The organism is Veillonellaceae bacterium, assembly GCA_025992895.1.
Lineage (GTDB): Bacteria > Bacillota > Negativicutes > Veillonellales > Dialisteraceae > Dialister.
In genome coordinates, this window is the sequence record DAJPGA010000001.1 from 1,343,914 (window position 1) to 1,369,307 (window position 25,394).

24 protein-coding genes and 1 other annotated feature are annotated in these 25,394 nt (G+C 42.0%); of the genes, 22 read left to right on the forward strand and 2 right to left on the reverse strand.

Translation table 11 applies throughout. The annotated features are described in order from the left end of the window. Nucleotides 1–6: 6 nt before the first annotated feature. From OIM03_05695 to OIM03_05715, 5 genes are all read left to right on the forward strand, one after another. Nucleotides 7–537, forward strand: coding sequence for an NUDIX hydrolase (locus OIM03_05695; protein HJI73767.1), 531 nt, complete (start codon nt 7–9; stop codon nt 535–537). A gap of 281 nt (nt 538–818) precedes the next feature. Then, nucleotides 819–4,535 (forward strand): cobaltochelatase subunit CobN, encoded by a 3,717-nt coding sequence (gene cobN / locus OIM03_05700; protein HJI73768.1) that lies wholly within the window; start codon nt 819–821, stop codon nt 4,533–4,535. Between the two features lie 56 nt (nt 4,536–4,591). Next, nucleotides 4,592–5,620, forward strand: coding sequence for an ATP-binding protein (locus tag OIM03_05705; protein HJI73769.1), 1,029 nt, complete (start codon nt 4,592–4,594; stop codon nt 5,618–5,620). Continuing rightward, nucleotides 5,607–7,520 carry a VWA domain-containing protein gene (locus OIM03_05710; GenBank protein ID HJI73770.1) on the forward strand — a complete coding sequence of 638 codons (1,914 nt, stop codon included), beginning with the start codon at nt 5,607–5,609 and terminating at the stop codon, nt 7,518–7,520. The genes OIM03_05705 and OIM03_05710 overlap by 14 nt, the downstream gene beginning before the upstream one ends. Before the next feature lie 159 nt (nt 7,521–7,679). Next, on the forward strand, nt 7,680–9,389 hold the full coding sequence (locus tag OIM03_05715; GenBank protein ID HJI73771.1) for an ABC transporter ATP-binding protein/permease: 1,710 nt from the start codon (nt 7,680–7,682) through the stop codon (nt 9,387–9,389). 63 nt (nt 9,390–9,452) lie between these two features. Here the strand turns inward: OIM03_05715 and galU are convergent, their stop codons facing one another. Next, a complete protein-coding gene (gene galU / locus OIM03_05720) occupies nt 9,453–10,337 on the reverse strand; it encodes a UTP--glucose-1-phosphate uridylyltransferase GalU (protein ID HJI73772.1) in 885 nt (294 codons plus the stop codon). Nucleotides 10,338–10,624: 287 nt separating this feature from the next. Between galU and OIM03_05725 the strand changes: the two genes are divergently transcribed. The 8 genes from OIM03_05725 to rplT all read left to right on the forward strand — a co-directional run bounded on the left by OIM03_05725 (nt 10,625) and on the right by rplT (nt 16,923). Next, nucleotides 10,625–11,356: an amino acid ABC transporter ATP-binding protein gene (locus OIM03_05725; protein HJI73773.1), complete on the forward strand. Its 732-nt coding sequence runs from the start codon at nt 10,625–10,627 to the stop codon at nt 11,354–11,356. 14 nt (nt 11,357–11,370) lie between these two features. Then, nucleotides 11,371–12,063 (forward strand): amino acid ABC transporter permease, encoded by a 693-nt coding sequence (locus OIM03_05730; protein ID HJI73774.1) that lies wholly within the window; start codon nt 11,371–11,373, stop codon nt 12,061–12,063. A 214-nt stretch (nt 12,064–12,277) separates the two neighbouring features. After that, nucleotides 12,278–12,970 (forward strand): MgtC/SapB family protein, encoded by a 693-nt coding sequence (locus tag OIM03_05735; protein HJI73775.1) that lies wholly within the window; start codon nt 12,278–12,280, stop codon nt 12,968–12,970. Nucleotides 12,971–13,322: 352 nt separating this feature from the next. Beyond that, nucleotides 13,323–15,230, forward strand: a complete 1,908-nt coding sequence (gene thrS, locus OIM03_05740; GenBank protein ID HJI73776.1) for a threonine--tRNA ligase — start codon at nt 13,323–13,325, stop codon at nt 15,228–15,230. 2 nt (nt 15,231–15,232) lie between these two features. Beyond that, on the forward strand, nt 15,233–15,676 hold the full coding sequence (locus OIM03_05745) for a HutP family protein (protein ID HJI73777.1): 444 nt from the start codon (nt 15,233–15,235) through the stop codon (nt 15,674–15,676). Nucleotides 15,677–15,696: 20 nt separating this feature from the next. Then, nucleotides 15,697–15,806: a sequence feature (ribosomal protein L20 leader region), on the forward strand. A gap of 15 nt (nt 15,807–15,821) precedes the next feature. Then, nucleotides 15,822–16,340 (forward strand): translation initiation factor IF-3, encoded by a 519-nt coding sequence (gene infC, locus OIM03_05750; protein HJI73778.1) that lies wholly within the window; start codon nt 15,822–15,824, stop codon nt 16,338–16,340. A gap of 16 nt (nt 16,341–16,356) precedes the next feature. Beyond that, nucleotides 16,357–16,554 carry a 50S ribosomal protein L35 gene (gene rpmI, locus OIM03_05755; protein ID HJI73779.1) on the forward strand — a complete coding sequence of 66 codons (198 nt, stop codon included), beginning with the start codon at nt 16,357–16,359 and terminating at the stop codon, nt 16,552–16,554. Nucleotides 16,555–16,572: 18 nt separating this feature from the next. Further along, entirely contained in the window at nt 16,573–16,923 is a 351-nt protein-coding gene (gene rplT, locus OIM03_05760; protein ID HJI73780.1) for a 50S ribosomal protein L20, read from the forward strand. A 151-nt stretch (nt 16,924–17,074) separates the two neighbouring features. Here rplT and fba read toward each other — a convergent pair whose 3' ends face one another. Beyond that, nucleotides 17,075–18,007, reverse strand: coding sequence for a class II fructose-1,6-bisphosphate aldolase (gene fba, locus OIM03_05765; GenBank protein HJI73781.1), 933 nt, complete (start codon nt 18,005–18,007; stop codon nt 17,075–17,077). 539 nt (nt 18,008–18,546) lie between these two features. Between fba and OIM03_05770 the strand changes: the two genes are divergently transcribed. Genes OIM03_05770 through OIM03_05810 form a run of 9 tightly spaced genes read left to right on the forward strand, consistent with a single transcriptional unit; the run spans nt 18,547 to nt 25,360 of the window. Next, a complete protein-coding gene (locus tag OIM03_05770; GenBank protein HJI73782.1) occupies nt 18,547–19,038 on the forward strand; it encodes a YajQ family cyclic di-GMP-binding protein in 492 nt (163 codons plus the stop codon). 14 nt (nt 19,039–19,052) lie between these two features. Then, nucleotides 19,053–20,168 (forward strand): cobalt-precorrin-5B (C(1))-methyltransferase CbiD, encoded by a 1,116-nt coding sequence (gene cbiD / locus OIM03_05775; GenBank protein HJI73783.1) that lies wholly within the window; start codon nt 19,053–19,055, stop codon nt 20,166–20,168. Further along, nucleotides 20,153–20,776 carry a precorrin-6y C5,15-methyltransferase (decarboxylating) subunit CbiE gene (gene cbiE / locus OIM03_05780; protein ID HJI73784.1) on the forward strand — a complete coding sequence of 208 codons (624 nt, stop codon included), beginning with the start codon at nt 20,153–20,155 and terminating at the stop codon, nt 20,774–20,776. The genes cbiD and cbiE overlap by 16 nt, the downstream gene beginning before the upstream one ends. Continuing rightward, nucleotides 20,776–21,348: a precorrin-6Y C5,15-methyltransferase (decarboxylating) subunit CbiT gene (gene cbiT / locus OIM03_05785; GenBank protein ID HJI73785.1), complete on the forward strand. Its 573-nt coding sequence runs from the start codon at nt 20,776–20,778 to the stop codon at nt 21,346–21,348. Before cbiE ends, cbiT begins: the two co-directional genes overlap by 1 nt. 9 nt (nt 21,349–21,357) lie before the next feature. Further along, the gene (gene cobM / locus OIM03_05790) at nt 21,358–22,134 is read left to right on the forward strand and encodes a precorrin-4 C(11)-methyltransferase (GenBank protein HJI73786.1); all 777 of its coding nucleotides are present in this window, start codon (nt 21,358–21,360) and stop codon (nt 22,132–22,134) included. After that, nucleotides 22,134–23,204: a cobalt-precorrin 5A hydrolase gene (locus OIM03_05795; protein HJI73787.1), complete on the forward strand. Its 1,071-nt coding sequence runs from the start codon at nt 22,134–22,136 to the stop codon at nt 23,202–23,204. The genes cobM and OIM03_05795 overlap by 1 nt, the downstream gene beginning before the upstream one ends. A 20-nt stretch (nt 23,205–23,224) precedes the next feature. Further along, complete coding sequence (gene cobJ / locus OIM03_05800; GenBank protein ID HJI73788.1) at nt 23,225–23,914, forward strand: precorrin-3B C(17)-methyltransferase; 690 nt, start codon at nt 23,225–23,227, stop codon at nt 23,912–23,914. Beyond that, nucleotides 23,911–24,729 (forward strand): precorrin-6A reductase, encoded by an 819-nt coding sequence (cobK, locus tag OIM03_05805; protein HJI73789.1) that lies wholly within the window; start codon nt 23,911–23,913, stop codon nt 24,727–24,729. The genes cobJ and cobK overlap by 4 nt, the downstream gene beginning before the upstream one ends. Further along, a complete protein-coding gene (locus OIM03_05810; protein ID HJI73790.1) occupies nt 24,698–25,360 on the forward strand; it encodes a precorrin-8X methylmutase in 663 nt (220 codons plus the stop codon). The genes cobK and OIM03_05810 overlap by 32 nt, the downstream gene beginning before the upstream one ends. Nucleotides 25,361–25,394: the final 34 nt, after the last annotated feature.

The window sequence follows — 25,394 nt, forward strand, 5'->3', positions numbered from 1 at the left end:
AATCTTATGAGTGTGGAAATAGAAAAACAGCTCTCACGTAAAGAAATTTATGATGGACATATCATCCACGTATGTGTGGATGAAATCGATTTAGCCGGGAAGAAGAAAATCCGGGAGGTTGTCCTCCACTCAGGCGCATCTGCCATTGTTCCTGTAACACAAAATGGCGGAATTATTTTTGTTAAACAATACCGCTACCCGGTGCAGCAGGCGCTTCTGGAAATTCCTGCAGGCAAAATGGATCCCGGTGAAACCCCGGAGGACTGTGCTTCCCGTGAAATGGAAGAAGAAATAGGATATCAGGGATCGTTGACAAAGCTTGGAATGGTATATACGACACCTGGTTTCAGTAATGAGGCTATACATCTTTACTTGGCGAGAGATCTTGTTAAAACACATCAGCATCTCGATGAAGGCGAATATCTTGATATTATTGAAATTCCGGTCAAAACCGTCTGGGAATATGTAAACAAGGGATTGATACAGGATGCCAAAACGCTTTCTGCTTTGGCAATTGCCTGCCAATATCTGAAGTAAAAAAAGCTGTGAAAAATGAGAAATCGTTTTTCACAGCTTTTTTATTTTTATAATGACATTCTGCTAATAAAATAATGATGAGATAAAATATAATAGCACCAAAATATCATATAAAAATTGAATAAGATGATGATATCTTATCTAATAATATACCGAATAACATTTTAATATGTTTAAAGTAAGATTGGAATAGTATAATAAAAAAGATAAAAATCGAATCATTTGATTTTTTTTAGTCATATAGAATGATATATTTATATAATATTAATGAGGGATGAAAGATGAGAAGCGGCGTTATATATGTAACTAACCATGATCGTAAGTATTCATCAATGAAGAATGCTTGTGATGAACTAAAGACCGAAGGCCAAATATCAGAAAACTGCCAGGCATTATTTATTGGAGACGGAGAGGAATGGAATTTCTCACTGGCTGCTAAACTGCAAAACGCTGGTTTAGTTATAGTCCATTTGATGAAAAATGCCATGAATACGCCTCTATGGAGTGAATGCAAGAATTTTTTATGTGATAATAAGATTCCTTTTTTTATTGATGCTAATGATGGAGACGTACAGGACAGCCAGTTTATAGATGAAGATAAGCTGGAACGGTTTAAACTCTATTGCATGTATGGCGGTCATGAAAACTATAAGAATCTTTGGCTTTATGCAGAATCATATAATGATAAAAGTAAAAAGGATCCACCTGCACCTAAAATATCTCCGGAATCAGGTATCTATGCACCTTTTAACGAAGATGGTTTTATAGCGAAAACAGAAGATTACTTAAAAGCATGTGTCAAACCAGATCAGGTTGTTATAGGTCTCTTATTTTACAGGGACGAATGGATTGGTGATGATTTAAAGTACCAGAATGATTTCATCGAGGAAGCAATGAGACAGGGATGTTCTGTAATTCCTGTTTTTGCTAACAGCCAGATGGGGGCCTCTAAAAATGAAAAATCCTTATCAAAGGCGATTCATACTTTCTTCATGAAAGACGGGAAACCATTAATTGACGTTTTAGTGAGCACAATGAAGTTTTCTTTGACTGGAACTGGGAAGACAGATGTAAGTACATTAAAGGAACTGAATGTTCCTATTATTGATGCTTATACACTCCTAACACCTGAAGCGGATTGGAAATCAAATCCGGAAGGAATGAATGCTGTCGAAGTATCTATTTCGGCTGCTCTGCCTGAACTTGATGGCATTATCCACGGAGTGCCTATTGCAGGAAGAATCAAGGAAAATGGACTTATCGAATATCGCCCAATTGGTGAACGCATAAAGAAAATCGTATCAAAGGTATACAAATGGGGTCATCTTCACAGGATGAAGAACAGCGATAAAAAAGTCGCTTTGATTTTTCATAATTTCCCTGCGGGTAATGCGAATATCGGCAGTGCTTCCGGGCTGGATACTATGGAAAGTGCCGTCCTTCTGCTTCAGAAAATGCAAAGCGAGGGATATTGTGTGCAACAGGTTCCCCGCTCGGGCGCAGATCTTCTGAAGTTAGTAAACGCTCATGTAACGAATGATATTTCGATGATGACGGATAAGCAGTATGAAAATTCTTTGAAACTTTCCGGTGAAAATTATCGTGCTTTTTTCTCTAAACTTCCAGATGCAGTACAGAAGGACATGGAACATATATGGGGAAAAGCACCCGGGGACGTCATGCTGGATGATGAAGGTAATTTCCTGATTCCCGGATTTGAAAATGGAAATATATTCATAACAGTCCAGCCATCGAGGCAGTATGGGATGGATGCGGTCAAACTGTATCATGATCCTAAAATACCCCCGACGCATCAGTATCTGGCATTTTATCATTGGTTAAGTGAAGTTTGGAAGGCTGATGCGGTCATTCATTTGGGAACTCATGGAAATCTTGAGTGGCTTCCAGGGAAGAGTGTAGGTTTGGATGATGAAAGTTATCCTGATATTGCGCAGAATGATCTTCCTAATGTATATCCTTACTTAATGACCATTACTGGTGAAGGAATTATTGCCAAAAGGCGTTCCTCAGCATGCTTGATTGGACATCTCCCTGCTCCTATTGCAGAAGCAGGAACTTATGATGAATTGTCCGAATTGGAAAAGGCTTTAGATGAATATGCTCAGCTTAAAAAAGGAAATTCGGATTTAAGTGGTATTGAATCTCGAATAAGAAAACTGTCTGCAGCCGCTAAACTTGATGAAGAGGTATCCTATAACGAAACCGAACCATTCTCTGATTATGCTGCCCGTTTGCATGCGTATATTGAGGATCTGAAAGACAGCGAAATCCACGTGGGACTCCATGTGCTTGGGAAAGCTCCGGAGGGAGATTTACTAGTTGACTGCGTATTGCAGATATTGAGATTGTCTAACGGAGAGATTCCATCTATTTTTGACTTATGGGCAGAAAAATATGATTTGACGCTGGATGAGATTCAGGTACATCCAAATGAAATTTACAAACCTCTGAACATTACTCAAAGCCAGTTAATGGAGAAAATCCGCCTGGAAACAAGAAAAGTCATTTCCTGTGTAATAGAATCCATAGATCAAGAGAAATGCATTGAAAAAGCTATGAGCCTGCCAGGTGCACAAGGCAGCGATGTATGGATGCAGAAACTCGAGAAGCTGCTTAAGTTTGTCATCAATGAGCTTATTCCGGCAATTCGCAGGACTTCAGATGAAATGACGAATACGATTTCCGCATTATCCGGAAAATATATTAATCCAGGACCTTCCGGCTCGCCTAATACAGGAGGAGCAGGACTGCTCCCTTCAGGAAGAAATTTCTATGGCGCTGATCCGCAGACGCTCCCTTCTCCTTCCGGATGGAATTTAGGCGTGAAGCTCGGGGATAGGACCATTGCAAAGTATATTGCAGAAAAAGGACATTATCCGGAAAACATAGGGATGGTTTTGTGGTCCGGTCCAAATATGAGAACATTCGGTCAGGATATTGCTGAATTCTTGTACTTGTTGGGGATTAAGCCCGTCTGGCAGAAAGGCAGCTTAACGGTTACAGGTTTAGAGGTTATACCTATTGCTGATTTGAAGAGACCTAGAATAGATGTTACTGCGAGAATCAGTGGTCTTTTCCGGGATACGCTTCCACAAATTTCAAAACTGCTTGATCAGGCAGTTATGATGGCAGCAGAACAAAATGAAGGAAATGATGAAAATTTCGTAAGAAAGCATATAAGTAATGATGCCGGGATTCTTAAAGAGAAAGGGGAAAACGAGACTGACGCATGGAGAGCGGCATCCTATAGAATATTCGGAAATGCTCCGGGTACGTATGGTGCAGGCGTTAATGTAATTCTTGATACCCGTGAATGGGAAAATACAAAAGATCTCGCAGATGTATATGTCAGGTGGGGAGGACATGCTTTCGGAAAAGGAGCTGACGGCTGTTTTGAGCCTGAACTTTTTAAAAAGCAGCTTGCACGGATAGATCTGACTGTTAAAAATGAAGAGAATCCTGACAGCAATATTATGAGTTCAGACGATTACAATGCGTTCCATGGAGGTATGATTGCTGCCGTGAAAAATCTTTCCGGCGCAGCACCAGAGTCATATGTGGGCGACAGTACCAATCGCGGCAATGTCAAGATCCGTACAGTCAATGAAGAGGTCAAACGTATTTTCAGAAGTGAATCCATGAATCCTAAGTATATCAAGGGACTCATGGAACATGGATATAAAGGTGCATCGGACCTTGCCAACAGAATGGCAATCAGCTTCCAGTGGGATGCTACCAGTGATGTAATGGATGACTGGATGTATGAGGAATATGCCGAAAAGTATGCTTTAGATCCAGAAATGAAAAAGTGGATGGAACAGGTAAATCCCTGGGCATTGAAAAACATAGCAGAGACACTTTTAGAGGCAGAAAAACGTAAAATGTGGAACGCTAAAGATAGTACGAAAAAAGAGCTGGAAAAATTGTACTTGTCAATTGAAGGAACTCTTGAAGAAGATGACGATGATGAGGATTAATATTAGGAATTTCATGTAAAGAAAATGGAAATTATTATTTACCTAAAGGAGTTAATATGAAAAGAAGAGATGTATTTCCTTTTACTGCCATTATCGGGCAGGATATGATGAAGCTGGCTTTGGAACTGAACGTGATTAATCCAAGACTGGGAGGCGTATTGGTTCAGGGGGAAAAAGGGACAGCAAAATCCACAGCTGTCAGAGCTTTGGCGGATTTGCTTCCACCCAGGAAGTGCATAGATGGATGCCGATACAATGATGATCCTGACGATAGATCCAATTGGTGTGATGATTGCACTGAAAAATATGCGGATATGGAACCACCGGTGAAAATGCAGTCAATGAAAGTCATTGAACTTCCTGTGAGTGCCACAGAAGACAGAGTTGTAGGTACTTTGGATATTGAAGCTGCTATTAAAACAGGAAATAAATCATTCGAACCGGGGATTCTTGCCGATGCAAACCGTAATATTTTATATGTTGATGAAATTAATTTGCTGGATGACCATGTAGTTGATGTTCTTCTTGATTCTGCAGCTATGGGAATTAATACAATTGAAAGAGAAGGCATTTCCTATTCTCATCCTGCACGTTTCTCTTTAGTTGGTACGATGAATCCGGAAGAAGGCGATATTCGTCCACAGCTCCTTGACCGTTTTGCGCTATCTGTAAAAGTTGCTGGTGAACAGGATCCGGAGAAGAGAGCTGAAATTATAAAACGACGTCTTTCTTACGAGAACAATCCGGAAGAATTCGTTAACAATTGGAAAGAAGAGCAGGAAAAAGAAGTAAATCGTATTGAACGAGCTATGGATCTTCTTCCGCGTATTTCAACCCCGGATGACATGCTGCTGGTTGCAGCGAAAATAGCCATTATCTTAAAGGTAGATGGACACAGAGCTGACATTACGTTAATTAAAACTGCAGAGACCATAGCTGCTTTAGAAGGGCATCTAGAAGTTACAAAGGATGATATAAGAAAAGCATCACGTCTGGCATTGCCGCACCGCATGAGGAGACGTCCATTTGAGGAACAAGAGCTTGATTGGTCAGAAGTAGATAAGGTTATAGATGATGAAGCGTAATGTATATCCTTTTTCTGCCATAATCGGTATGGAAAAGGCTAAGAAAGCTATTTTGATTACCCTGGTAAATCCTCATGCCGGAGGACTTATTATATCTGGGAAAAGTGGATCAGGGAAATCCACTTTGATGCGCGGGGCAAGAGATCTGATTGATGATCCCTGGGTTGAACTGCCTGTCAGCGCAACGGAAGACCGTATTCTGGGGTCTGTAGATACAGAAAAGGCGGTTAAAACAGGAGACCGGGTTCTTCTCCCCGGCTTGATTGATGAAGCGGATCAGGGAATTCTTTATATAGATGATGTAAATCTCCTGCAATCGGATTTATTGTCAATTGTTTTGGATATTCAACAAAATGGCAGTTATAAACTGGAACGGGATGGATTGTCTATAGAGAGGAGATCCCGCTTTACTATCTTGTCAGTCATGAATCCTGATGGGGGATCCATCGCTTCATCAGCTTTAGATCGTTTTGGGCTTTTCGTAAGCATTGAAGAGACTGAAGAAATCAAGGAACGGGAAGAGATTATACGCCGTGTCTTGGAGTTTGAAAATAATGGAATTGAATTTAGAAATAAATGGTCTGATGAAAACGATGAGCGGAGAGAAAGAATAAAGCATGCAAGGGTAATTTTGCCAGAGGTTGAGTGTCCGGATGCTATGATTCAGCTTGCTGCCGTATATTCCTTGAAAGCGAATGTGTCCGGCCATAGAGCTGATATCTATTTGATTGAAGCGGCTAAAGCAATTGCCGCTATGTATGGCCGTAAATTTATTATTCCTAAGGATATTGAAGAAGCCGCCGAATTTGTTTTGCCTCATAGAATGAGAAAAAGTACAGATCCAGAAAAAGACAGCACCCCGGAGACAAAGCAAAATGAGAACCAAACACAGGACGAGCCAGATAAACCTAAGAATAATGAACCGCTTCCCCCAAAAGAAAATGATATAAATCCAGATCAGTTAAGTGACATGCGGGATGAACTAAATAGTGATGATAGTGAATCAGAAGATAATACAGCAAATGCCCCTGCACCTCAGGATGATCAGGTTGACCAGGCAGATCTGAGTGTGGCACTGCCTCCTATATGGATTCAGCCCCAGAGGTTGAAGCTTAAGAAAAGCGGGGATGGGAAACGCGAATTTGTATTAACGGATAAGAAACAAGGAAGATACGTAAGATCGAAACTCCCCAGAGGGAAAGTCTCTGACATCGCTTTTGACGCCACCCTTAGAGCAGCGGCACCCTATCAAAAGGCGCGGCATCTGTCAAATAAGGATCTGGCATTTGTCATCACTGGAAAAGATCTTAGAGATAAGGTAAGAGAAAAACGTACGGGACATGTATTTTTATTCGTTGTTGACGCCAGTGGTTCAATGGGTGCCAAAAAGCGGATGAGCATCGTTAAGGGTGTTATCTTCAAGATGCTGCTTGAGGCATATCAGAAGAGAGACAGAGTGGGCATGATCGCTTTCCGGAAACGCAAAGCTGAAGTCCTGCTTCCCATAACCAGAAGTGTTGAATTCGCACAGAAAAAATTAGCCGATCTTCCTACAGGCGGGAAAACTCCCCTGGCAAGCGGTATTCAGAAAGCAGAAGATGTATTGGACCTGCTCTACCGTCAGGAACCTTCACAGGAGCCTGTAGTGATTTTTATAACAGATGGAAGGGCGACAGTTGGTTTGAACGCTGATTCAGATCCTGTAGCAGATGCATTGAAGGAAGGAGCACGTTTAAGAAAGAGAAATTTGCCAATTGCTGTCATAGATACAGAAAGTGGTTATATCAGGCTTGGGCTGGCTGAAAAATTAGCAGATATCATGGGAGCCACTTATTTTCATGTAGATAAGCTGTCTGAAGATTCCCTGCTGCATATCTGGAGAACGACAACAGAGGATTGATTATTTAAAGATTTTCTAATATAATGATATAATTTTAGAAATAAGAGATTTGTCTTATCCTTTACCTACAGAATACATGAAATTCTTCTCTAAAATTGTATGAAGCTCCAGAGGTATATTTTTATGGTAAAAAGTTTCTTGAAGTATTATAAGCCTTATATGACAATACTTATTGGTGTCATTATAGGGACATTTGTCATGGCCGGTCTTGACCTTATCTTTCCTATTGTTGTCAGACATCTGATAAATGAGATACTGCCGACAAAGGACATGTATCAGCTTTTTATAGGATCAGGAGTGCTGCTATTCTTATATATCGTCAATTTCATCGTGCAGTACGCAGTACAGTATTATGGGCATATTATGAGTGCTTCTATAGAACACGATATGCGGTCAGCGTTGTTCAAACATATAGAGAAACTGTCTTTCCATTATTTTGATAATGAGAAGACAGGGCAGCTCCTTTCCAGAATTACGAGCGATATAACAGAGATTAGTGACTTGGCATTTAGAGGCCCTAATGATGTGCTTCTTTGCGGCGTTATTATGGCAGGTACTTTGGTTGTTATGCTGCTCATGAACTGGAGACTGGCGATTATCATAGGCACATTGTTGATTGCTAAAAGCATTCATACAGTTAAAGTGAATCGCGCCATGAAACAATCATTCCGCAAGAATCGTGTGAAAGCGGGAGAAGTAAGTGCCCGTGCAGAGGAGAGTCTTTCCGGGATCCGTCTGGTTAAAGCCTTCGCGCAAGAAGCATTTGAGCTCAAGCGTTTCACTGAAAAGAGCCGGGAATTAAGAGATACAAAATTTGAATCATACCGACTCGTTGCCTATTTTTCCAGCGGTATTAATTTCTTTACCAATATAATTAATGTCGTCGTCTTGTTAGTCGGCGGAATGATGATTGCCGGCGGTACATTGACAGTCAGCGACTTCGTTGCTTTTTTGCTTTATGTTAATATTTTTATGCGCCCTGTATTCCGCTTAACAATTCTGGCTGAAGTTTATCAGCGAGGAATGGCGGGTTTTCATCGTTTTGAGGAAATTATGCATACAGAGCCGCTGATTAAGGACAGCATTAAGCCAGCCAGTGTGAAGGACATCCGGGGGGATATACTGTTTGAAGATCTATCATTTGGCTACGATCCGAATCATCTGGTTCTGCATGATCTCAATCTTTCGATTCCTGCGGGTCAGACAGTGGCTTTTGTCGGAGAGACCGGGGCAGGAAAGAGTACGCTGGTCAACTTGCTCCTTAGGTTTTATGAACCGACAAAAGGTCGGATTACTTTGGATGGCAGGGATCTGAAGGATTTCAGTCAGCAGGATTTACGAAGGCAGATTGGCATTGTGCAGCAAGACGTCTTTCTGTTTAGTGATACAATCGCCGATAATATCAGCTATGGCAAGGAAAATGCAAATAGTTGGGAAATCGAAGAGGCTGCTAAACTTGCGGCGGCAGATGGTTTTATTAATAATCTTCCTGAAGGCTACGATACCAAAGTCGGCGAACGAGGAGTCAAACTCTCGGGCGGCCAGAAGCAGAGAATTGCAATCGCACGTGTTTTCTTGAAGAATCCACCCGTCGTTGTTCTTGACGAAGCAACATCCGCACTGGACACACAGACCGAAAAAGTAATTCAGGAAGCACTTGACAGGCTTGCCGCTGACAGAACGACAATTATTATTGCACACCGTCTTTCTACGGTAAGGAATGCAGACTGCATTTGCGTTCTTGATCATGGAAAAATTATAGAAAAGGGAACACATGACGAATTGATTGCTAATAAAGGCAAATACTTTGAGCTTTATCAAGCCCAGCAGAAGAAAATACGTCATGAGGAACCCTTTGAGGAGACATAATCATTTATGGTATTTCATAACAAAGAGGAGCCGGTTAATCCGGCTCCTCTTTGTTGTTAAATGTTAAATTTTATTGTCCAAGAGCAATGACTTCAGATATTGACGGAATTCAGGACCGATATCGTCCCTTCTCAGGGCAAATTCCACGGTTGCCTTTAGATATCCAAGCTTATTCCCGGTATCGTAGCGCTTTCCTTTAAAGTTATAGGCATAGACGTTTCCGTTTTTTGCCATGACACGCAGGGCATCTGTCAATTGAATTTCCCCGCCTTTTCCAGGTTTGGTCTGTTCCAGTATTTTGAAAACCTCAGGGGTGATGACATAACGGCCCAGTGCTGCAAATCTGCTGGGCGCTTCTTCAATGGAAGGCTTTTCAATCATATCCTTAACTTTGAGGAGATCGGGATTGTCCGTTGGTGTTCCGTTAATAATGCCATAAGAAGATACCTGCTCCGGACGTACGAGCTGGCAGCCGATGATTGTTCCGCCTGTTTTGTCATATTGGGAAATCAATTGTTTAAGCGCAGGCTCACCGGATCCGCTATAGACAACATCGTCACCTAAAATGACACCAAATGGTTCTCCATCCATAAATTCCTTAGCGCAGAGAATCGCGTCCCCAAGACCTCGCATATATTGCTGGCGTGTGTAATGAATTTTGACAGAAGCAACCTGACGGACTTCTTTCAATAAGTCCATCTTTCCGGATTCATAGAGATGCTGTTCAAGTTCAGGGGAAGAATCAAAATGATCCTCAATAGCTCTTTTGGCATGTCCTGAAATGATTAAAATCTGTTCAATGCCGCTGGCCTTTATTTCTTCAACGATATATTGAATGGTAGGCTTATCAACGATAGGAAGCATTTCTTTAGGCATGGCTTTCGTTTCCGGAAGGAAGCGTGTCCCGAATCCTGCTGCCGGAATGACAGCTTTTCTGATTTTTTGCATAACTTTTCACCTCAAATAGTTTAGAGACTCCTGCTGCTTGAAGAGTCTGGAACCTGAAACTATATTTATGTCTTATTCAATTAGTATAGCATAATCGGTTTTATTTTGAATTTCTGGATTTGATACATGTCTCTCTTAAACATCCAGTTCATGAAAACCTTGGGTCTAGAAGATGAAAAATAATAATTTATACGATTTATGCAGAATTTAATTGACTTAATTGTATAATTATGCTATATTCAGATGCATAGAAAGGCGTGAGAATAATGACTGATAAAAAGCAGATTATATACGAAGTCAAGCACCTGCAAAAATCTTTCGGCAATGTCGAAGTACTTAAGGATATAAATATGAAAATAGAGAACGGGGAAGTTTGTACGATCATAGGACCATCCGGATCCGGAAAAAGTACACTTCTTCGCTGCCTGAATTTACTTGAAAAGCCGACGGGCGGTGAGCTTTGGTTTGAAGGCAAGAGGGTCAATGAAAAGACGGATGTAAAAATGCTGAGAAGAGATGTCGGCATGGTATTCCAGTCATTCAATCTTTTTCCTATGTTTACAGCGCTTGAGAATGTTATGTATGCGCCAATCCATATAAAAAAGATGTCCAAAAGCCAGGCTCGTGAAGAGGGAATGGAACTGTTGGCCAAGGTCGGTCTGGAAAACAGAGCTGATTATTACCCGGGAGAGCTTTCCGGAGGCCAGCAGCAGCGTGTCGCTATTGCACGCGCTCTCGCAATGAAACCGAAGATGCTTTTATTTGATGAACCGACATCCGCATTGGATCCTGAATTGGTAGGGGACGTCCTTTCGGTCATGAAAGAGGTTGCCCTGGCTGGAATGACGATGGCAGTCGTTACCCATGAAATGCAGTTTGCAAGATCCGTTTCCAGCCATGTTGTGTTTATGGATCAGGGGTATATCGTAGAAGAAGGGAATCCGGAGGATATATTTACTCATCCGAAGGAAGAAAGAACGCAGACATTCCTTAAACGGTTGCTGCATGCAGATATATAGGAGATGACATTATTATGGATTTGGTAATTGATACAGCGGTTAAATATAATGACATCTTTATGTCCGGCGCTAAAATTACGATTATTATTTCATTGCTTTCCTGCTTTTTCGGCCTTTTGCTGGGTATTATTCTTGCATTCATGAAAATCTCCGGCATTAAAATTCTGCAGGCAATTGCTACTGTTTATGTTGAAATTATCAGAGGTACTCCAGTACTCGTACAGATTTCACTCGTGTTCTTCGGGCTTCCGTTCCTTGGGATCCATTTCCCGAGTTTCCAGATCCTGGGTGTTGATTTTGAACGCTTATCGGCGGGTGTATTGGCACTTATTATCAATTCCGGTGCTTATGAATGTGAAATTGTAAGATCAGGAATTCAGTCCATTCCAAAGGGGCAGCTCGAAGGTGCAATGTCACTCGGGTTTTCCAAATGGGAATCAATGATCCGGATTATCATTCCGCAGGCGATTCGTAATATTCTGCCGGTCATCGGAAACGAATTTGTTACACTGATCAAGGAATCCTCCCAGGTTTCCGTCATCGGTATGGCAGATCTGATGTATACGGCAACCACGATTCAGGGAATCAGCTTCCAGCCGTTCCCGCCGCTGGTTATTGTTGCAGTATATTACTTCATCATGACATTCTTCGTATCTATGTGTCTTAAGGTTCTTGAAAGACGTTTAAAGGTTAAGAGCGTCAGATAATTGAGTTTAAAGCTTCTATCTGGAAGGATTCATATTCCGGATAGAGGCTTTTTGATTAGGATGAAATTTTCAGGCATATGCAAAAGGCACCAGGTATTAAGGGAAATAAATAAAAAATGTAATATTCTAAAACGTTTTCATGAAGTTGGGTGGTATTATATTTATAGGGAAAAGAATTGGAATTTGTATTTCGATGTGAGTTGAGGTGGTGACTTTGGATACATTAGATGCCCTTTTTAAAGAATGGAGTATTTGGGGAATAGGCTTCCGCCTGCTGATGGCAACCGTGGCTGGCGTTATCATAGGAATGGACAGAGAATATAAAAACAAGGGCGCCGGTGTAAAAACTCATGCGCTTGTCTGTATCGGAGCCGCTATGGCAATGATATTAAATGAGTATGTCTTGAGAAATTATCCTGCGTCCAATACGGATTTGACACGTCTTGGAGCGCAGGTTATCAGCGGTATCGGCTTTCTTGGTGTAGGTACGATTATTGTTACGGGCAGAAATGAAGTCAAAGGGCTGACAACGGCAGCCGGATTGTGGGCATGTGCTATCATAGGACTCTCGGCAGGGATCGGTTTTTTTGAAGGGACTATTATTGCACAGATTTTTGTTATCTTTGTATTAAGAGTGCTGGAGCCCGTAGATAAGCATCTGCGGCGGCAGGCTAAGGATTTTGACCTTTATGTGGAGTTCAGCGATATCCAGTCAATCAAAGCATTTCTGATGGATGTAAGAAAGAAGGGCGTGGAGATCACAAACTTCAATGTATTTAAAGAAAAGCATGGAGCGGCTGCTCTTGCTGCAACTATGACTATGAAGGTGCCGCATCATGGCGAGAAGGTGAAGTATATTTCTTATTTGCAGACCGTTGAGGGAATCTCTTATGTTCATGAAATTTGAAATATTTTAAATCTTTGCCTTGATTGCAATTAAGTTCTGATAATTTCTTGACAAACTAATTTTATAAGGTTATAGTGTTTATATTAAATGTAGTGCAAGAGACATGACATTTCAGACAGGCATGCCAAGAGAGTCTATGGCTGGTGTGAATAGACGATGCGGTTGAACTGTTACCACTCTTAAACAGAAAGATCCGAAATCTTTCCGGTGAACACCGTTATATGTCAGAGAGAAGCTTAGGCTTTAATTTGGGTGGAACCACGGAATAAAACTTTCGTCCCTTACGGGACGGAAGTTTTTTATTTTGATGGATGTATCCCGAAACAAATTTTATAGAAAGGGTGAAATTGTTATGGTTACAATTCATTTGAAAGATGGAAAGGAAAAGCAGTTTGAAAGCAATGTTGCACTTTCCGAAGCTGCAAAAGCTATTTCCAACAGTTTGGGAAAAGAGGCCATTGTAGCTAAAGTTGATGGCGAATTGACAGATCTTCGTGATCCGATTGTAGATGGAACCACTGTAGAATTCTTCACAAAAAAGGATCCGGAAGGACTTTTCACACTCAGACATACTGCAGCACATGTAATGGCTCAGGCAATTCAGCATTTATATCCAGGCGTAAAATTTGCAATTGGCCCGGCTATTGATGATGGATTCTATTATGATATCGACTCTGAACATGTTTTCAGCCAGGAAGACTTTGATGCCATCGAAAGAGAAATGGCAAAGATCAGCAAGGAAAATATTCCGCTGGTTAAAAAGGTTTTGCCGAGAGCAGAAGCATTGGAATTCTTCAAAGAAAAGAATCAGGACTATAAAGTCATGCTGATTGAAGATCTTCCGGAGGATGCTGTTATTTCCTTGTACGAACAGGGAGATTTCACAGACCTTTGCGCAGGCCCGCATATGAAAGCAACTGGCAAAGTTAAGGTATTTAAGCTGATGACCGTTGCAGGTGCTTACTGGCGAGGCGATGAACATAACAAGATGCTTCAGCGTATTTACGCAACTGCATTCTTCAACAAAGAAGATCTTGAACATTTCCTCTTTGTACGTGCAGAAGCAGAAAAACGTGATCACAGAAAACTCGGAAAACAGCTTGACCTCTTTTCCTTCCACGAAGAAGGTCCTGGTTTCCCGTTCTTCCATCCAAAGGGAATGGTTCTCCGCAATCAGCTGATGGAATATGAAAGACAGCTGTTCAAGGAATTCGGCTATGTTGAAATCATGACACCAGTCATCCTCTCCAAGAAGCTGTGGATCCAGTCCGGCCATTGGGATCATTATAAGGAAAATATGTACTTCACCAAGATTGATGATGAAGACTATGCAATTAAGCCGATGAACTGCCCGGGAGGAATTCTTTACTTCAAGAGCCAGCAGCGTTCCTATCGCGATCTTCCGATGCGCGTCGGTGAATTCGGCCTTGTACACAGACATGAGCTGCACGGAGCCCTTCATGGATTATTCCGCGTCCGCTGCTTCACACAGGATGATGCGCATATCTTCATGACTCAGGATCAGATGAAGGACGAAGTTATCAAGTGCATGTCCATGTATAAGAAGATGTATGGAGTTTTCGGTCTTGAATATCATGTAGAACTGTCCACCCGTCCTGAAAACTCAATGGGCAGTGATGAACTTTGGGAAATTTCGACAAATGCACTTCGTGAAGCCATTGAAATTGCCGGCGTTCCGTATCAGATCAATGAGGGCGACGGTGCATTCTATGGACCTAAGCTGGATTTCCATGTACAGGATTCCCTGGGAAGAACATGGCAGTGCGGCACGATTCAGATGGATATGCAGCTGCCGGAAAGATTTGACGTCAATTATGTCGGCGAAGATGGAAACAAGCATCGCGCTGTCATGCTGCATCGTGCAGGATACGGTTCTCTTGAACGTTTCATCGGCATCCTGATTGAACATTATGCCGGCGCCTTTCCGACCTGGATTGCTCCTGTACAGGTTAAGGTTATCCCGGTAACTGAAAAGAATCTGGAATATGCAAAGGCTGTTGCAGACGCTATGTCCGAATCTGATATCCGTGTAGAAGTCGAAGAAGCCAATGAAACACTCGGATACAAGATCCGCAAGGCACAGATGGAAAAGGTTCCTTATATGCTGATTGTCGGCGACAAGGAAATGAAGACGCATACGGTTTCTATCAGAAGCAGAAAAAATGGTGATGAAGGTTCAACACCAGTTGCGATGTTCGTTGCCAACCTGATTCGTGAAATTAAAACCAGAGAAGGTTGATTATGTATAAAGAATTCCAGAGCGCTGATGTAGCCAGAGCAGCCATCAGGATGGCACTCTCTGAAAACAGAAGCGATGAAAACGAGCTTCGTGAAAAACTGGCAAAAAGTGGAATTCGTGCTGTTGCAGTCAACTTTGGCGGCAAGTTCCTGGATATCATTCCTAAAATTTATGAGTCTGCCATTGTTGCAGCCCAGCGCCAGCATGTTATTTCTGATACACATGTTGGTGATGGATCCGTTGTCGGGGCTATGGAATCCGCTATCGAACAGATCAAACTTATGGCGATGGGGATGAATGTAGGCGGCAAGATCGGAATTGCCAGATGGAAGGAACATCTTTGCGTTGCTGTATTTGTTGAAGTAGGTGTTTTACATTTCAACGAAGTAACTTTAGGAATGGCACATCGAGTTCTTAGAAATGACTTGACAGATGAAGATGATTGAGGTATTATAGCAAAAGTGATTTATTAAAGCAGAAGTGATCCGCTTCTCACCTTACAAGGCTATGAGCTACTAGGGTTTAAACAATGATTTAAAAGCGGACAGCTCATGCTGCCCGCTTTTATTATTAAATGATTTCATTTCGGGGGTGAAAAGAATAGGTAAGGAACTCAGTATCAATGAAGAAATACGGGCCAGAGAGGTTCGTGTTGTCAGCGATGCAAACGAACAGTTGGGGATCATGACGCTTCATGAAGCGATCAGTCTGGCTGAAGAAAAAGGCCTTGATCTCGTGGAAGTTGCTCCAAACGGGCATCCTCCAGTATGCCGTATCATGAATTACGGCAAATACAGATATGAACAGCAGAAACGTGATAAGGAAGCAAAAAAGAAACAGAAAGTTTTCCAGATAAAGGAAGTTAAGCTTCGTCCGAATATCGAAGACCATGATTTCTTTGTCAAATTAAAAAATGCACAACGCTTTTTGTTGGATGGTAATAAGGTTAAAGTTACCATTATGTTTCGGGGTAGAGAAATGACTCATCCTGAATTAGGTCAGGATGTTCTCGATCGCTTTGCAAAAGAGTTGGGAGACTCAATTGTTCGAGAAAAACCACCGAAAATGGAAGGGCGCAATATGACTATGATTATCGCCCCGAAAGCATAATAAAGGAGAGAATAAAATGCCGAAAATGAAAACCCGTCGCGCTGCGGCAAAACGTTTTACAGAAACCGGATCCGGTCAGTTCAAGAGAAATAAAGCTTTCAAGAGCCACATTCTCGAAAAGAAGTCCCCGAAGAGAAAGAGAAATTTCAGAAAAGCAGCACTGGTTTCTAAGTCTGATTACAAACGTGTAGCAAAACTGCTGCCGAACGGCTAATAAGGAGGATTTAAGAGAATGGCAAGAGTAAAAAGCGGCGTTACCGCACATGCAAGACATAAGAAAATTCTGAAACTGGCTAAGGGTTATAGAGGTGCACGTCATACTCAGTTCAGAAAAGCAAATGAACTAGTTATGAAGGCTCTCTACTACGCAAGAAGAGACCGCAGATCCAAGAAGAGAGAATTCCGTAAGCTTTGGATCGTTCGTATCAATGCAGCAGCTCGTCTTAACGGCCTGACCTACAGCAAACTGATTGCCGGACTTACAAAAGCTGGCATTGAAGTAAACCGCAAGATGCTGTCTGAACTCGCTATCAATGATCCTGCAGGCTTTGCAAAGATCTGCGATGCAGCTAAGAATGCTTAATAAGGACTGATTCAAAACTGTGGACTAAAAAATCAGTTATCAATATCCGGGAAAATCCTGGTATTGATAACTGATTTTTCATTATAGTATAAAAAAGGCGATATAATTATCACATTGATAACTATACCGCTTTTTTATTTGCAAACAGTGATTAAATCGTATTTGCGGAACCGAGGACAGCTTCAATCTTATGCATGACCATCTGCTTGACAGCTTCACGTGCTGGCTTCAGGTATCCGCGCGGGTCAAAGTTAGACGGGTCTTCGGCAAGTGCTTTCCTGATGGCACTTGTCATCGCAAGACGAATGTCTGTGTCGATATTAATTTTGCATACAGCCATAGTAGCAGCTTTTCTCAGCATATCTTCAGGAACACCCTTAGCGCCAAGCACTTTTCCGCCGTAAGCATTGCACTGTTCAACAAATTCTGGAATAACTGTGGATGCACCGTGAAGAACGATCGGATAATTCGGCAGAAGTTTTCCAACCTTTTCCAGGCGGTCATAATCCAGATAGGGGTCGCCCTTGTATTTATACGCGCCATGGCTTGTACCGATTGCAATAGCAAGGGAATCACATCCGGTCAGTTCAACGAATTCAGCTGCCTGATCCGGATCAGTGAAAATTGCATCTTTGGCATCTACACTTACCAGGTCTTCTACGCCTGCCAGTCTTCCTAATTCTGCTTCAACAACAACACCTTTATCGTGAGCATATTCCACGATTTGTTTTGTGATTTTAACATTTTCCTCATATGGATGTTTTGAACCATCATACATGACAGAAGAGAATCCGCCATCAATGCAAGCTTTGCAAATTTCAAAGGAAGAACCATGATCCAGATGAAGTGCAGTCGGGATCTCAGGATAATCCTGAAGGGCAATTTTTACAAGGCCGACAATATATTCCTGGCCAGCATAATTACGTGCTCCTTCAGAAGCCTGAAGAATGACTGGTGAATTCTCCGCTTTAGCGGCTTCCATAATTCCCTGGATGATTTCCATGTTGTTGACGTTAAAAGCGCCTATTGCATAGTGTCCTTCATATGCTTTTTTGAACATTTCAGTTGTTCCTACGAGCGGCATATTTTTTCCTCCATTTCAAATAATGTAAGAATAATTCTATCAGTACATGGCTTTCGGAAAAGTCATGTAATCATTCTTCTTTATTATACTGAAAGAATCAATATATTTCCATGGTATTTAAATAAAGATCTAACTATTAAGAGGATTGAATCAGTCTTCTTTTCGGTCATCTCAATAGGATTGCTATTGATTAAAATATCGGAAATACTTCAGGAAATGTGATTTTGTATTTTATCTAACGTCATAAAGATAATAAATTTTAGTATATTAAAATAGATAAGAAAAATATTTTATACAAATGAGATGAAATATTAAAAGTTGCCAACGCATGAGAAAGGGTTTAAAATTTAATTAAAACCTCTATTTTCAATTGAAGCATATGGAAAAAAGAAGTATGCCAAAATTAATTGCATTTTAGCTAAAAATATAAATACCGATGACGTTGGATATGGTAAAATAAAAAGGTATGGTTTTCTTTTATTATAAGGCAAACTTTACAAGCGTAACAAACTTTCACAATATACAGACAGGAGGTTGCTATGGCAAAGGATTATTCATTCGATGTTGTTTGCCGCACAGATATGCAGGAAGTTGCTAATGCGGTCAATCAGGCATCCAAGGAAATAGGTACAAGGTACGATTTCAAGGGGAGCAAAAGCTCAGTCACTTTAGATGACGGCCATATTACTTTGATCGGTGATGATGATTTCAAGTTGAGATTAGTCAGGGAAATCATTAATGGCAAACTTGTTAAGAGAGGCATTTCTCTGAAAAATTTAAAGGAACAGAAAAAGGAAGCTGCTGCCGGGGGAACTGTACGTCAAGTACTTGAACTCCAAAATGGAATCTCATCAGAGCTTGCGAAAGAAATCGTCAAAGAGGTCAAAGGTTCTAAAATTAAAGTCGCTGCTAAAATTAACGGTGATGAAGTACGTGTAACCGGGAAGGATAAAGACGATCTCCAGGCATGCATTGCCTTTTTGAAGAAGCTGGATCTTCCGGCTGATTTGCAGTTTGTTAACTATAGATAATCGAGGAATTTATAATGACGCCAGAGGAAATGATAGGTAGAACGTTAAGGGAAGGCCATACGACAGGAGCTACAGCTGCTGGAGCGATGAAGGCCGCGATTCTTGCCATCAGAGGAGAATTTCCGAAGCAAGTATCAGTATTATCCCCACAAAGGAAAGAAATAGTAATTCCTGTTGAATCTGCATCCGCAGAGGGAACTGTCGGCACGGCTACTTGTCTCAAGGATGCCGGAGATGATCTGGACTGCACGAATGGCACTCCCATTGTTGTTACTGTTGAACTGACTGACACCAAGGGTATGGAACTGAAGGCAGGAAAAGGAGTCGGTATAGTAACAAGACCTGGTCTCCAGGTAAAGATAGGAAAGCCTGCAATCAATCCGGGCCCCCAGATCATGCTCCGCTATGTTTTCGAAGAATTAATCGGAAAAGATAAGGGATGCATAGTTACTGTATCTATCCCGAAAGGGGAAGAACTGGCAAAGCAGACTTTAAACCCTGCCATCGGCATTAAGGGTGGAATCTCTGTGCTCGGAACAACAGGGATTGTAAAACCGATGAGTGAAGATGCGTATAAGAGATCTTTAGCTCCGCAAATACCTGTTGTCTGGGCAGATGGATACAGGACGGCTGTGCTCTGTCCGGGACGCATTGGTGAAAATGCTGCTAAAATAATGGGGATTCCGGAAGGTGCTATTGTTGAAACCAGCAACTTCATTGGATTTATGATGGAGCAGTGCATTGCACGAGGCTTTGAAAAGATGATCCTTGTGGGTCATATGGGAAAATTGGTCAAGGTCGCATCAGGCAGTTTCCACACATATAATCGAAACAGTGACGGAAGAATGGAAACGATGGCTGCATATGCAGCTGCAAACGGGGCATCAAAAGAAGTCGTACGTGAAATTTTAGACTGCAATACAACGGATGGTGCAGCAATTATTATTCACAGAGAACATCTTGATATGATTTATTCACAGATGGCAGAAAGAGCTCAGGTAAGATCCGAACGCTATATTTTTGGGAAATCAAGAGTGGGTGTCATATTCGCCGCGATGGATGGAACCATTCAGGCAGTCAGCTCGCATGCTAAAGATATATTGGAGGAAGAGGGATGGAACATACATTGATTGTTGCAGGTATAGGGCCGGGGGGAAAAGATTTTATTCTTCCCAAAGCTTTGACTGCAATAAAACGTGCTCATTACCTCGTCGGAGGTCACAGGGCACTTTCTGATTATGCATCTGCCAATCAGGAAACTTATGCTGTTACGGGTAAACTCGCGCCTCTTGCGCAGTGGATTAAAAATGCCCTTAGCAAGGATGATGTAGTTGTTATGGTCAGTGGTGATCCGGGATACTATAGTCTCCTGCCCTGGCTGAAGAAACAGTTTCCGGATTGCCCGGTAACTGTTATTCCTGGAATATCTTCTGTGCAGGCTGCCTATTGCGCCTTGGCGCAGTCTTGGCAGGGGGGTGAATGGCTGAGCTTTCATGGCCGTGTTCCGGATGATGACAAGCTGGTGTTCTCGAAAGGTAAAAAATTATCCTTTTTGACGGATGGGGTACATAATCCTGCTTTTATAGCCAGGTACCTTATGGATAAAGGCTGGCCGGGTGACACGCCCTCGTCTGCCTGCGAACATCTATCTTATGATAATCAGCACATTGTTACATCAACTTTGTCTGAAATTGCAAAGCTTGATGGATTTGAAGAATCTGTAATGGTGGTGGGATAATGGCGACTTTTGGAATTGATGATTCAGAATTTATACGTGGGAAAGTACCTATGACAAAAGCTGAAATCAGGGCAATGGTCATGGTTAAAGCTGCTATTCAGAATGAGGATATTGTTGCTGATATTGGAGCAGGAACCGGCTCACTTACCATAGAAGCAGCTTTATGCGCAAAGTCCGGCAAGGTCTTTGCGATTGAAAAGAATCCTGAAGGAATTCAGTTAATTAAGCAGAATGCAGAAAAATTCGGCTGCTCAAATATCGTCGCGATTGAAGGCAGCGCACCTGATGCGATGGATGGACTTCCAGCTCTTGATGTAATTATCATAGGCGGAACCAGCGGAAACATGCATAAAATATTGGATAATGCGGAAGCCCTGTTGAAAAAGAGTGGAAGAATTGTACTGACCGCGGTCACAGCTGAAACTACGGGTGAAGTTGTCAGAGAGTTCAAAGACCGCCCCTTTAAGTTTGAAGGGTTCCAGATGCAGATTAATCGTCTGCGCAAGTTAGGGAGATATCATCTGTTTGATCCGCAGAGTCCAGTTTTTATATTTACAGCAACTAAAATTTGAGGAGGATTTATGTTAGGGAAACTTTACTTTATCGGTGCCGGTCCGGGAGATCCGGAATTAATTACGGTTAAGGGAAAAAGAATCATTTCTGAAGCAGATGTTATCATCTATGCAGGTTCTCTGGTTAATCCGGAAGTATTGAACTGCAGGAAAAATGATGCTGCTGTTTATAACAGTGCAGAAATGAATCTGGACGAAGTATTGAAAGTTGAATTGGAATCTTTGGCTAAGGGACTCGAAGTAGCTCGTGTCCATACAGGTGATCCGGCTATTTATGGCGCAATCCAGGAGCAGATGGATGGTCTTCGTGCTGCCGGTATCAAAGAAGAGCAGTTTGAAGTCATTCCCGGAGTCAGCTCCTTCCTTGCAACGGCAGCTGCCTTAAAGCAGGAATATACACTGCCTTCCATTTCCCAGACGGTTATTATTACCCGTATGGAAGGAAGAACACCAGTGCCGCCAAAGGAGAAATTAGCTTCTTTGGCGGCCCATCAGGCAACAATGTGCATTTTCCTTTCTGTTCAGGCAATTGATAAAGTAATGAGTACTCTTAAAGAAGGCGGCTACCCGGGAGATACACCTGTGGCTATCGTATCCAGAGCCAGCTGGCCTGACCAGAGAATTTTCCGTGGTACGATTGATACAATTGCTGATATCCTTCATAAAGCAGGGGTTGTCAGACAGGCAATGATTGTCGTTGGCAAAGTTCTCGACACGGACTATGAACTTTCCAAATTGTATGACAGCAAATTTACCACGATGTTCCGCAAAGGGACTGAAGACTAATGAAATATGCAATTGTTTCTGTTTCACGGACTGGTGCCCAATTAGGTGTAAAAGTCAAAGCAGGGATCTCCGGTGATGGAACTCTGTACGAAAGAGCAGGATCAGAAAGCGGCCAGGAAGCTGTTTATTTCAAGAGGACAATGGATCTCATTACTGAAATATTCGCGCTTTATGATGGCATCATTTTCATCATGGCATCTGGGATTGCAGTGAGAGCCATAGCGCCCCATGTGGTCAGCAAAGCGAGTGACCCTGCAGTCCTGGTTATGGATGAGTGTGGAATTCACTGCATTTCATTATTGTCCGGTCATTTAGGCGGAGCCAATGAGTGGGCAAGAGAAATAGCTGCAGCAACTGGTGCTGAAGCTGTCATAACTACGGCAACTGATGTTCACGGACATAAGGCTCCAGATGATATTTCCCGCGAATTAATGATGAGAGTCGAGCCATTGCAGGCATTAAAGCCTGTGAATAGTTTAATTGCCGAAGGGAAAGAATTTGCATGGTTCCTGGGCACAGAAATAACGAATGCAGATATTATTCAGGATAAATTAGCAAAGCTTGGAATAAAGTGCTCAAGTACAAATAGTCTCTCTGAAACAAACTATGAAGGCTGTGCGGTTATATCTGAGCAAAATTTCGATATATCCAAGCCGCATGTTTATTTGCGCCCCAAGAACTTATTCATTGGGATAGGGTGTAAACGCGGTACGCCTGAGAAGAATATATACGATGCCTATCAAGATTGCTTGAAAAAGATAGGAGCTTGTGAATATCAGGTGGTTTCTCTTGCCAGTGTAGATGTAAAATCAGACGAAAAGGGACTGCTTGACTTTGCCGGGCACATGAATTTACCTATACATTTTTATAGACCAGAAGAATTAAAAATAATCGCAGATGAATATCAGTTAGAAAAATCATCATTCGTAGAAAAAACAATAGGAGTTGGAAACGTATGTCAATCAGCAGCACTAATGGAATCAGCAAGGGGCCGAACAATTCTTCCGAAAACAAAGTATGCGGGAGTAACAATGGCAGTGGCCATGGGATTATCTACGTTATCGGAATAGGTCCCGGGCATAAGGATGAAATGACACCAAGAGCTGTCGAAGCACTTGAGCAGTCGGACATCATTGTCGGGTACAATACTTATATTGCTCTTATAAAAGATCTCATCGGTGACAAAGAAGTAGTTGGCAATGGCATGCGCCAGGAAGTAGACCGCTGCCAGAAAGCTGTTGATCTGGCCGTTGAAGGTAATAAAGTTGCAGTTGTTTCTTCCGGAGATCCGGGCGTTTATGGTATGGCCGGACTGGTTTTGGAACTTATTCAGAAAGTAGATGCACAGAAGAGACCAGAGTGCATTGTCATTCCAGGCCTTACTGCTGCGAATACTTCTGCAGCTGCCTTAGGTGCTCCTCTCATGCACGATTATGCTGTTATCAGTCTTTCTGATCTTATGACACCATGGGAACAGATTAAAAAGAGAGCTGATTTAGCTGCTCAGGGTGATTTTGTTATTGCCCTTTACAATCCTAAGAGCCGTGGCCGTGCGACCTACCTGGATCAGATCAGAGATATTGTTATGAAATATCGCAAACCTGAAACTCCTGTAGGTATTGTCCGCAAGGCAGGCCGTCCGGGAATGAATTGGACAATTACGAATCTTGAGAAGCTTCCCAATGAAGATGTAGATATGCAGTCGACTGTTATTATTGGAAACAGCAATACCTACGTAGCTGATGGCAAAATGATTACTCCAAGGGGGTATAAGCTTTGATTTGGATTATTTCCGGAACTCAGGACGGACGAGAGATTGGCGCCGAACTTGCGGATCGCGAAAATTTAAAGAAACCAGATGAACGAAAGGGTATCCTTATGACGGTTGTAAGCCAGTATGGTAAAGTTCTGGCCGAACATACCGGAATCGATATAGAAGTTGGACGTTTCACGAAGCCTGATATGATCCGTATTATTCATGATAAAGATATCGAATTGATTATAGATGCCAGCCATCCTTATGCAGCCATTGTCTCTGAAACTGCTTTCAACGCATGCAAGGAAACTGGTATCCAGTATGTTCGTTACGAAAGACCTGAAATTCCTCTGCCGGATTACGATAAACTTTATGTAGTAAAAGACGAAAATGAGGCAGCCGAACTGGCCGGACGTTTGGGAAACAGCATTCTTCTTACGACAGGTTCCAAGACACTCAGCACATTTATTAAATCCAAAGCCCTTGAAGGCAAAGAAATATGGGCGAGAGTACTTCCTACTTCCGGTGTAGTCAAAATGTGCGAAGAACTCGGAATGAAAGCTAAAAATATCCTGGCTGTGCAGGGGCCTTTCTCCTACGAAATGAACATGGCAATGATTCATGATTATAAAGCGGATGTTCTGATTACCAAGAATAGCGGATTGGTGGGTGGCAGTGATAAAAAACTTGAAGCTGCTATGAGTGCAGGCATTGCCGTTATTGTTATCGAAAAACCGAAATCTGTGCTGACAGGGGTGCCTGTTTTTAACAATGCACAGGATGTGTTAAGTTATATGGAGGATCACTATGGATTTTATAAAGAACCCAAGAGCAATTGAAGAAAAGAGTATGGATTTGATTGATCCGTTTATCTCTGATATTGATTTAACCGAGGAAGAGGTTACTGTTTATTCCCGTATGATTCATGCATCTGGAGATGTAGACTACGGCCATCTTATTCGTACAAGCGAAAATGCTGTAGAAGAGGGGATCAAAGCTTTAGCTAAAGGATGCAATATCTATTGCGATGTTAATATGGTCAAAGCAGGTATTAATAAGAATGCGCTGAAAGTTTTGGGTAGTGAAGTTTTCTGCCGCATTTCAGATCCGGAAATCGCTAAAATCGCAAAAGAAAAGAACATTGCCCGCTCCATGGCTGCAATGAATTCTTTCGGAACTGATTTGAATGGTGCTATTATTGCTGTTGGCAATGCTCCGACGGCACTTTATGAAGCAATCCGAATGACACTGGAAGATGGAATTAAACCAGCGCTGATTATCGGCATCCCGGTTGGCTTTGTGGGAGCTGCTGATTCCAAGGAACAGTTAATCAGGAAAGCTCCGTGTCCCTATATTACAGTAAGAGGCACAAAAGGCGGAAGTTCTATCGTAGCTTCCTGCGTCAATGCTCTTATGTACAATCTGGTAAAACGCGATAATATGCTTTATGTAGAAGGCAAAAAGAAATAATTCTGGAGAAGCACTGATGCATATTGCAGAATCA

What these genes read in the sequence shown, in the direction of transcription:
- thrS (HJI73776.1), top strand. Translation starts at nt 13,323, where the DNA reads ATGGTTACAATTCATTTGAAAGATGGAAAGGAAAAGCAGTTTGAAAGC.
- fba (HJI73781.1), bottom strand. Translation starts at nt 18,007, where the DNA reads ATGCCGCTCGTAGGAACAACTGAAATGTTCAAAAAAGCATATGAAGGA.
- cbiD (HJI73783.1), top strand. Translation starts at nt 19,053, where the DNA reads ATGACGCCAGAGGAAATGATAGGTAGAACGTTAAGGGAAGGCCATACG.
- rplT (HJI73780.1), top strand. Translation starts at nt 16,573, where the DNA reads ATGGCAAGAGTAAAAAGCGGCGTTACCGCACATGCAAGACATAAGAAA.
- OIM03_05745 (HJI73777.1), top strand. Translation starts at nt 15,233, where the DNA reads ATGTATAAAGAATTCCAGAGCGCTGATGTAGCCAGAGCAGCCATCAGG.
- cbiE (HJI73784.1), top strand. Translation starts at nt 20,153, where the DNA reads ATGGAACATACATTGATTGTTGCAGGTATAGGGCCGGGGGGAAAAGAT.
- OIM03_05730 (HJI73774.1), top strand. Translation starts at nt 11,371, where the DNA reads ATGGATTTGGTAATTGATACAGCGGTTAAATATAATGACATCTTTATG.
- OIM03_05795 (HJI73787.1), top strand. Translation starts at nt 22,134, where the DNA reads ATGAAATATGCAATTGTTTCTGTTTCACGGACTGGTGCCCAATTAGGT.
- cobM (HJI73786.1), top strand. Translation starts at nt 21,358, where the DNA reads ATGTTAGGGAAACTTTACTTTATCGGTGCCGGTCCGGGAGATCCGGAA.
- OIM03_05695 (HJI73767.1), top strand. Translation starts at nt 7, where the DNA reads ATGAGTGTGGAAATAGAAAAACAGCTCTCACGTAAAGAAATTTATGAT.
- cbiT (HJI73785.1), top strand. Translation starts at nt 20,776, where the DNA reads ATGGCGACTTTTGGAATTGATGATTCAGAATTTATACGTGGGAAAGTA.
- OIM03_05705 (HJI73769.1), top strand. Translation starts at nt 4,592, where the DNA reads ATGAAAAGAAGAGATGTATTTCCTTTTACTGCCATTATCGGGCAGGAT.
- OIM03_05710 (HJI73770.1), top strand. Translation starts at nt 5,607, where the DNA reads ATGATGAAGCGTAATGTATATCCTTTTTCTGCCATAATCGGTATGGAA.
- cobN (HJI73768.1), top strand. Translation starts at nt 819, where the DNA reads ATGAGAAGCGGCGTTATATATGTAACTAACCATGATCGTAAGTATTCA.
- rpmI (HJI73779.1), top strand. Translation starts at nt 16,357, where the DNA reads ATGCCGAAAATGAAAACCCGTCGCGCTGCGGCAAAACGTTTTACAGAA.
- OIM03_05770 (HJI73782.1), top strand. Translation starts at nt 18,547, where the DNA reads ATGGCAAAGGATTATTCATTCGATGTTGTTTGCCGCACAGATATGCAG.
- OIM03_05810 (HJI73790.1), top strand. Translation starts at nt 24,698, where the DNA reads ATGGATTTTATAAAGAACCCAAGAGCAATTGAAGAAAAGAGTATGGAT.
- galU (HJI73772.1), bottom strand. Translation starts at nt 10,337, where the DNA reads ATGCAAAAAATCAGAAAAGCTGTCATTCCGGCAGCAGGATTCGGGACA.
- OIM03_05715 (HJI73771.1), top strand. Translation starts at nt 7,680, where the DNA reads ATGACAATACTTATTGGTGTCATTATAGGGACATTTGTCATGGCCGGT.
- cobJ (HJI73788.1), top strand. Translation starts at nt 23,225, where the DNA reads ATGACACCAAGAGCTGTCGAAGCACTTGAGCAGTCGGACATCATTGTC.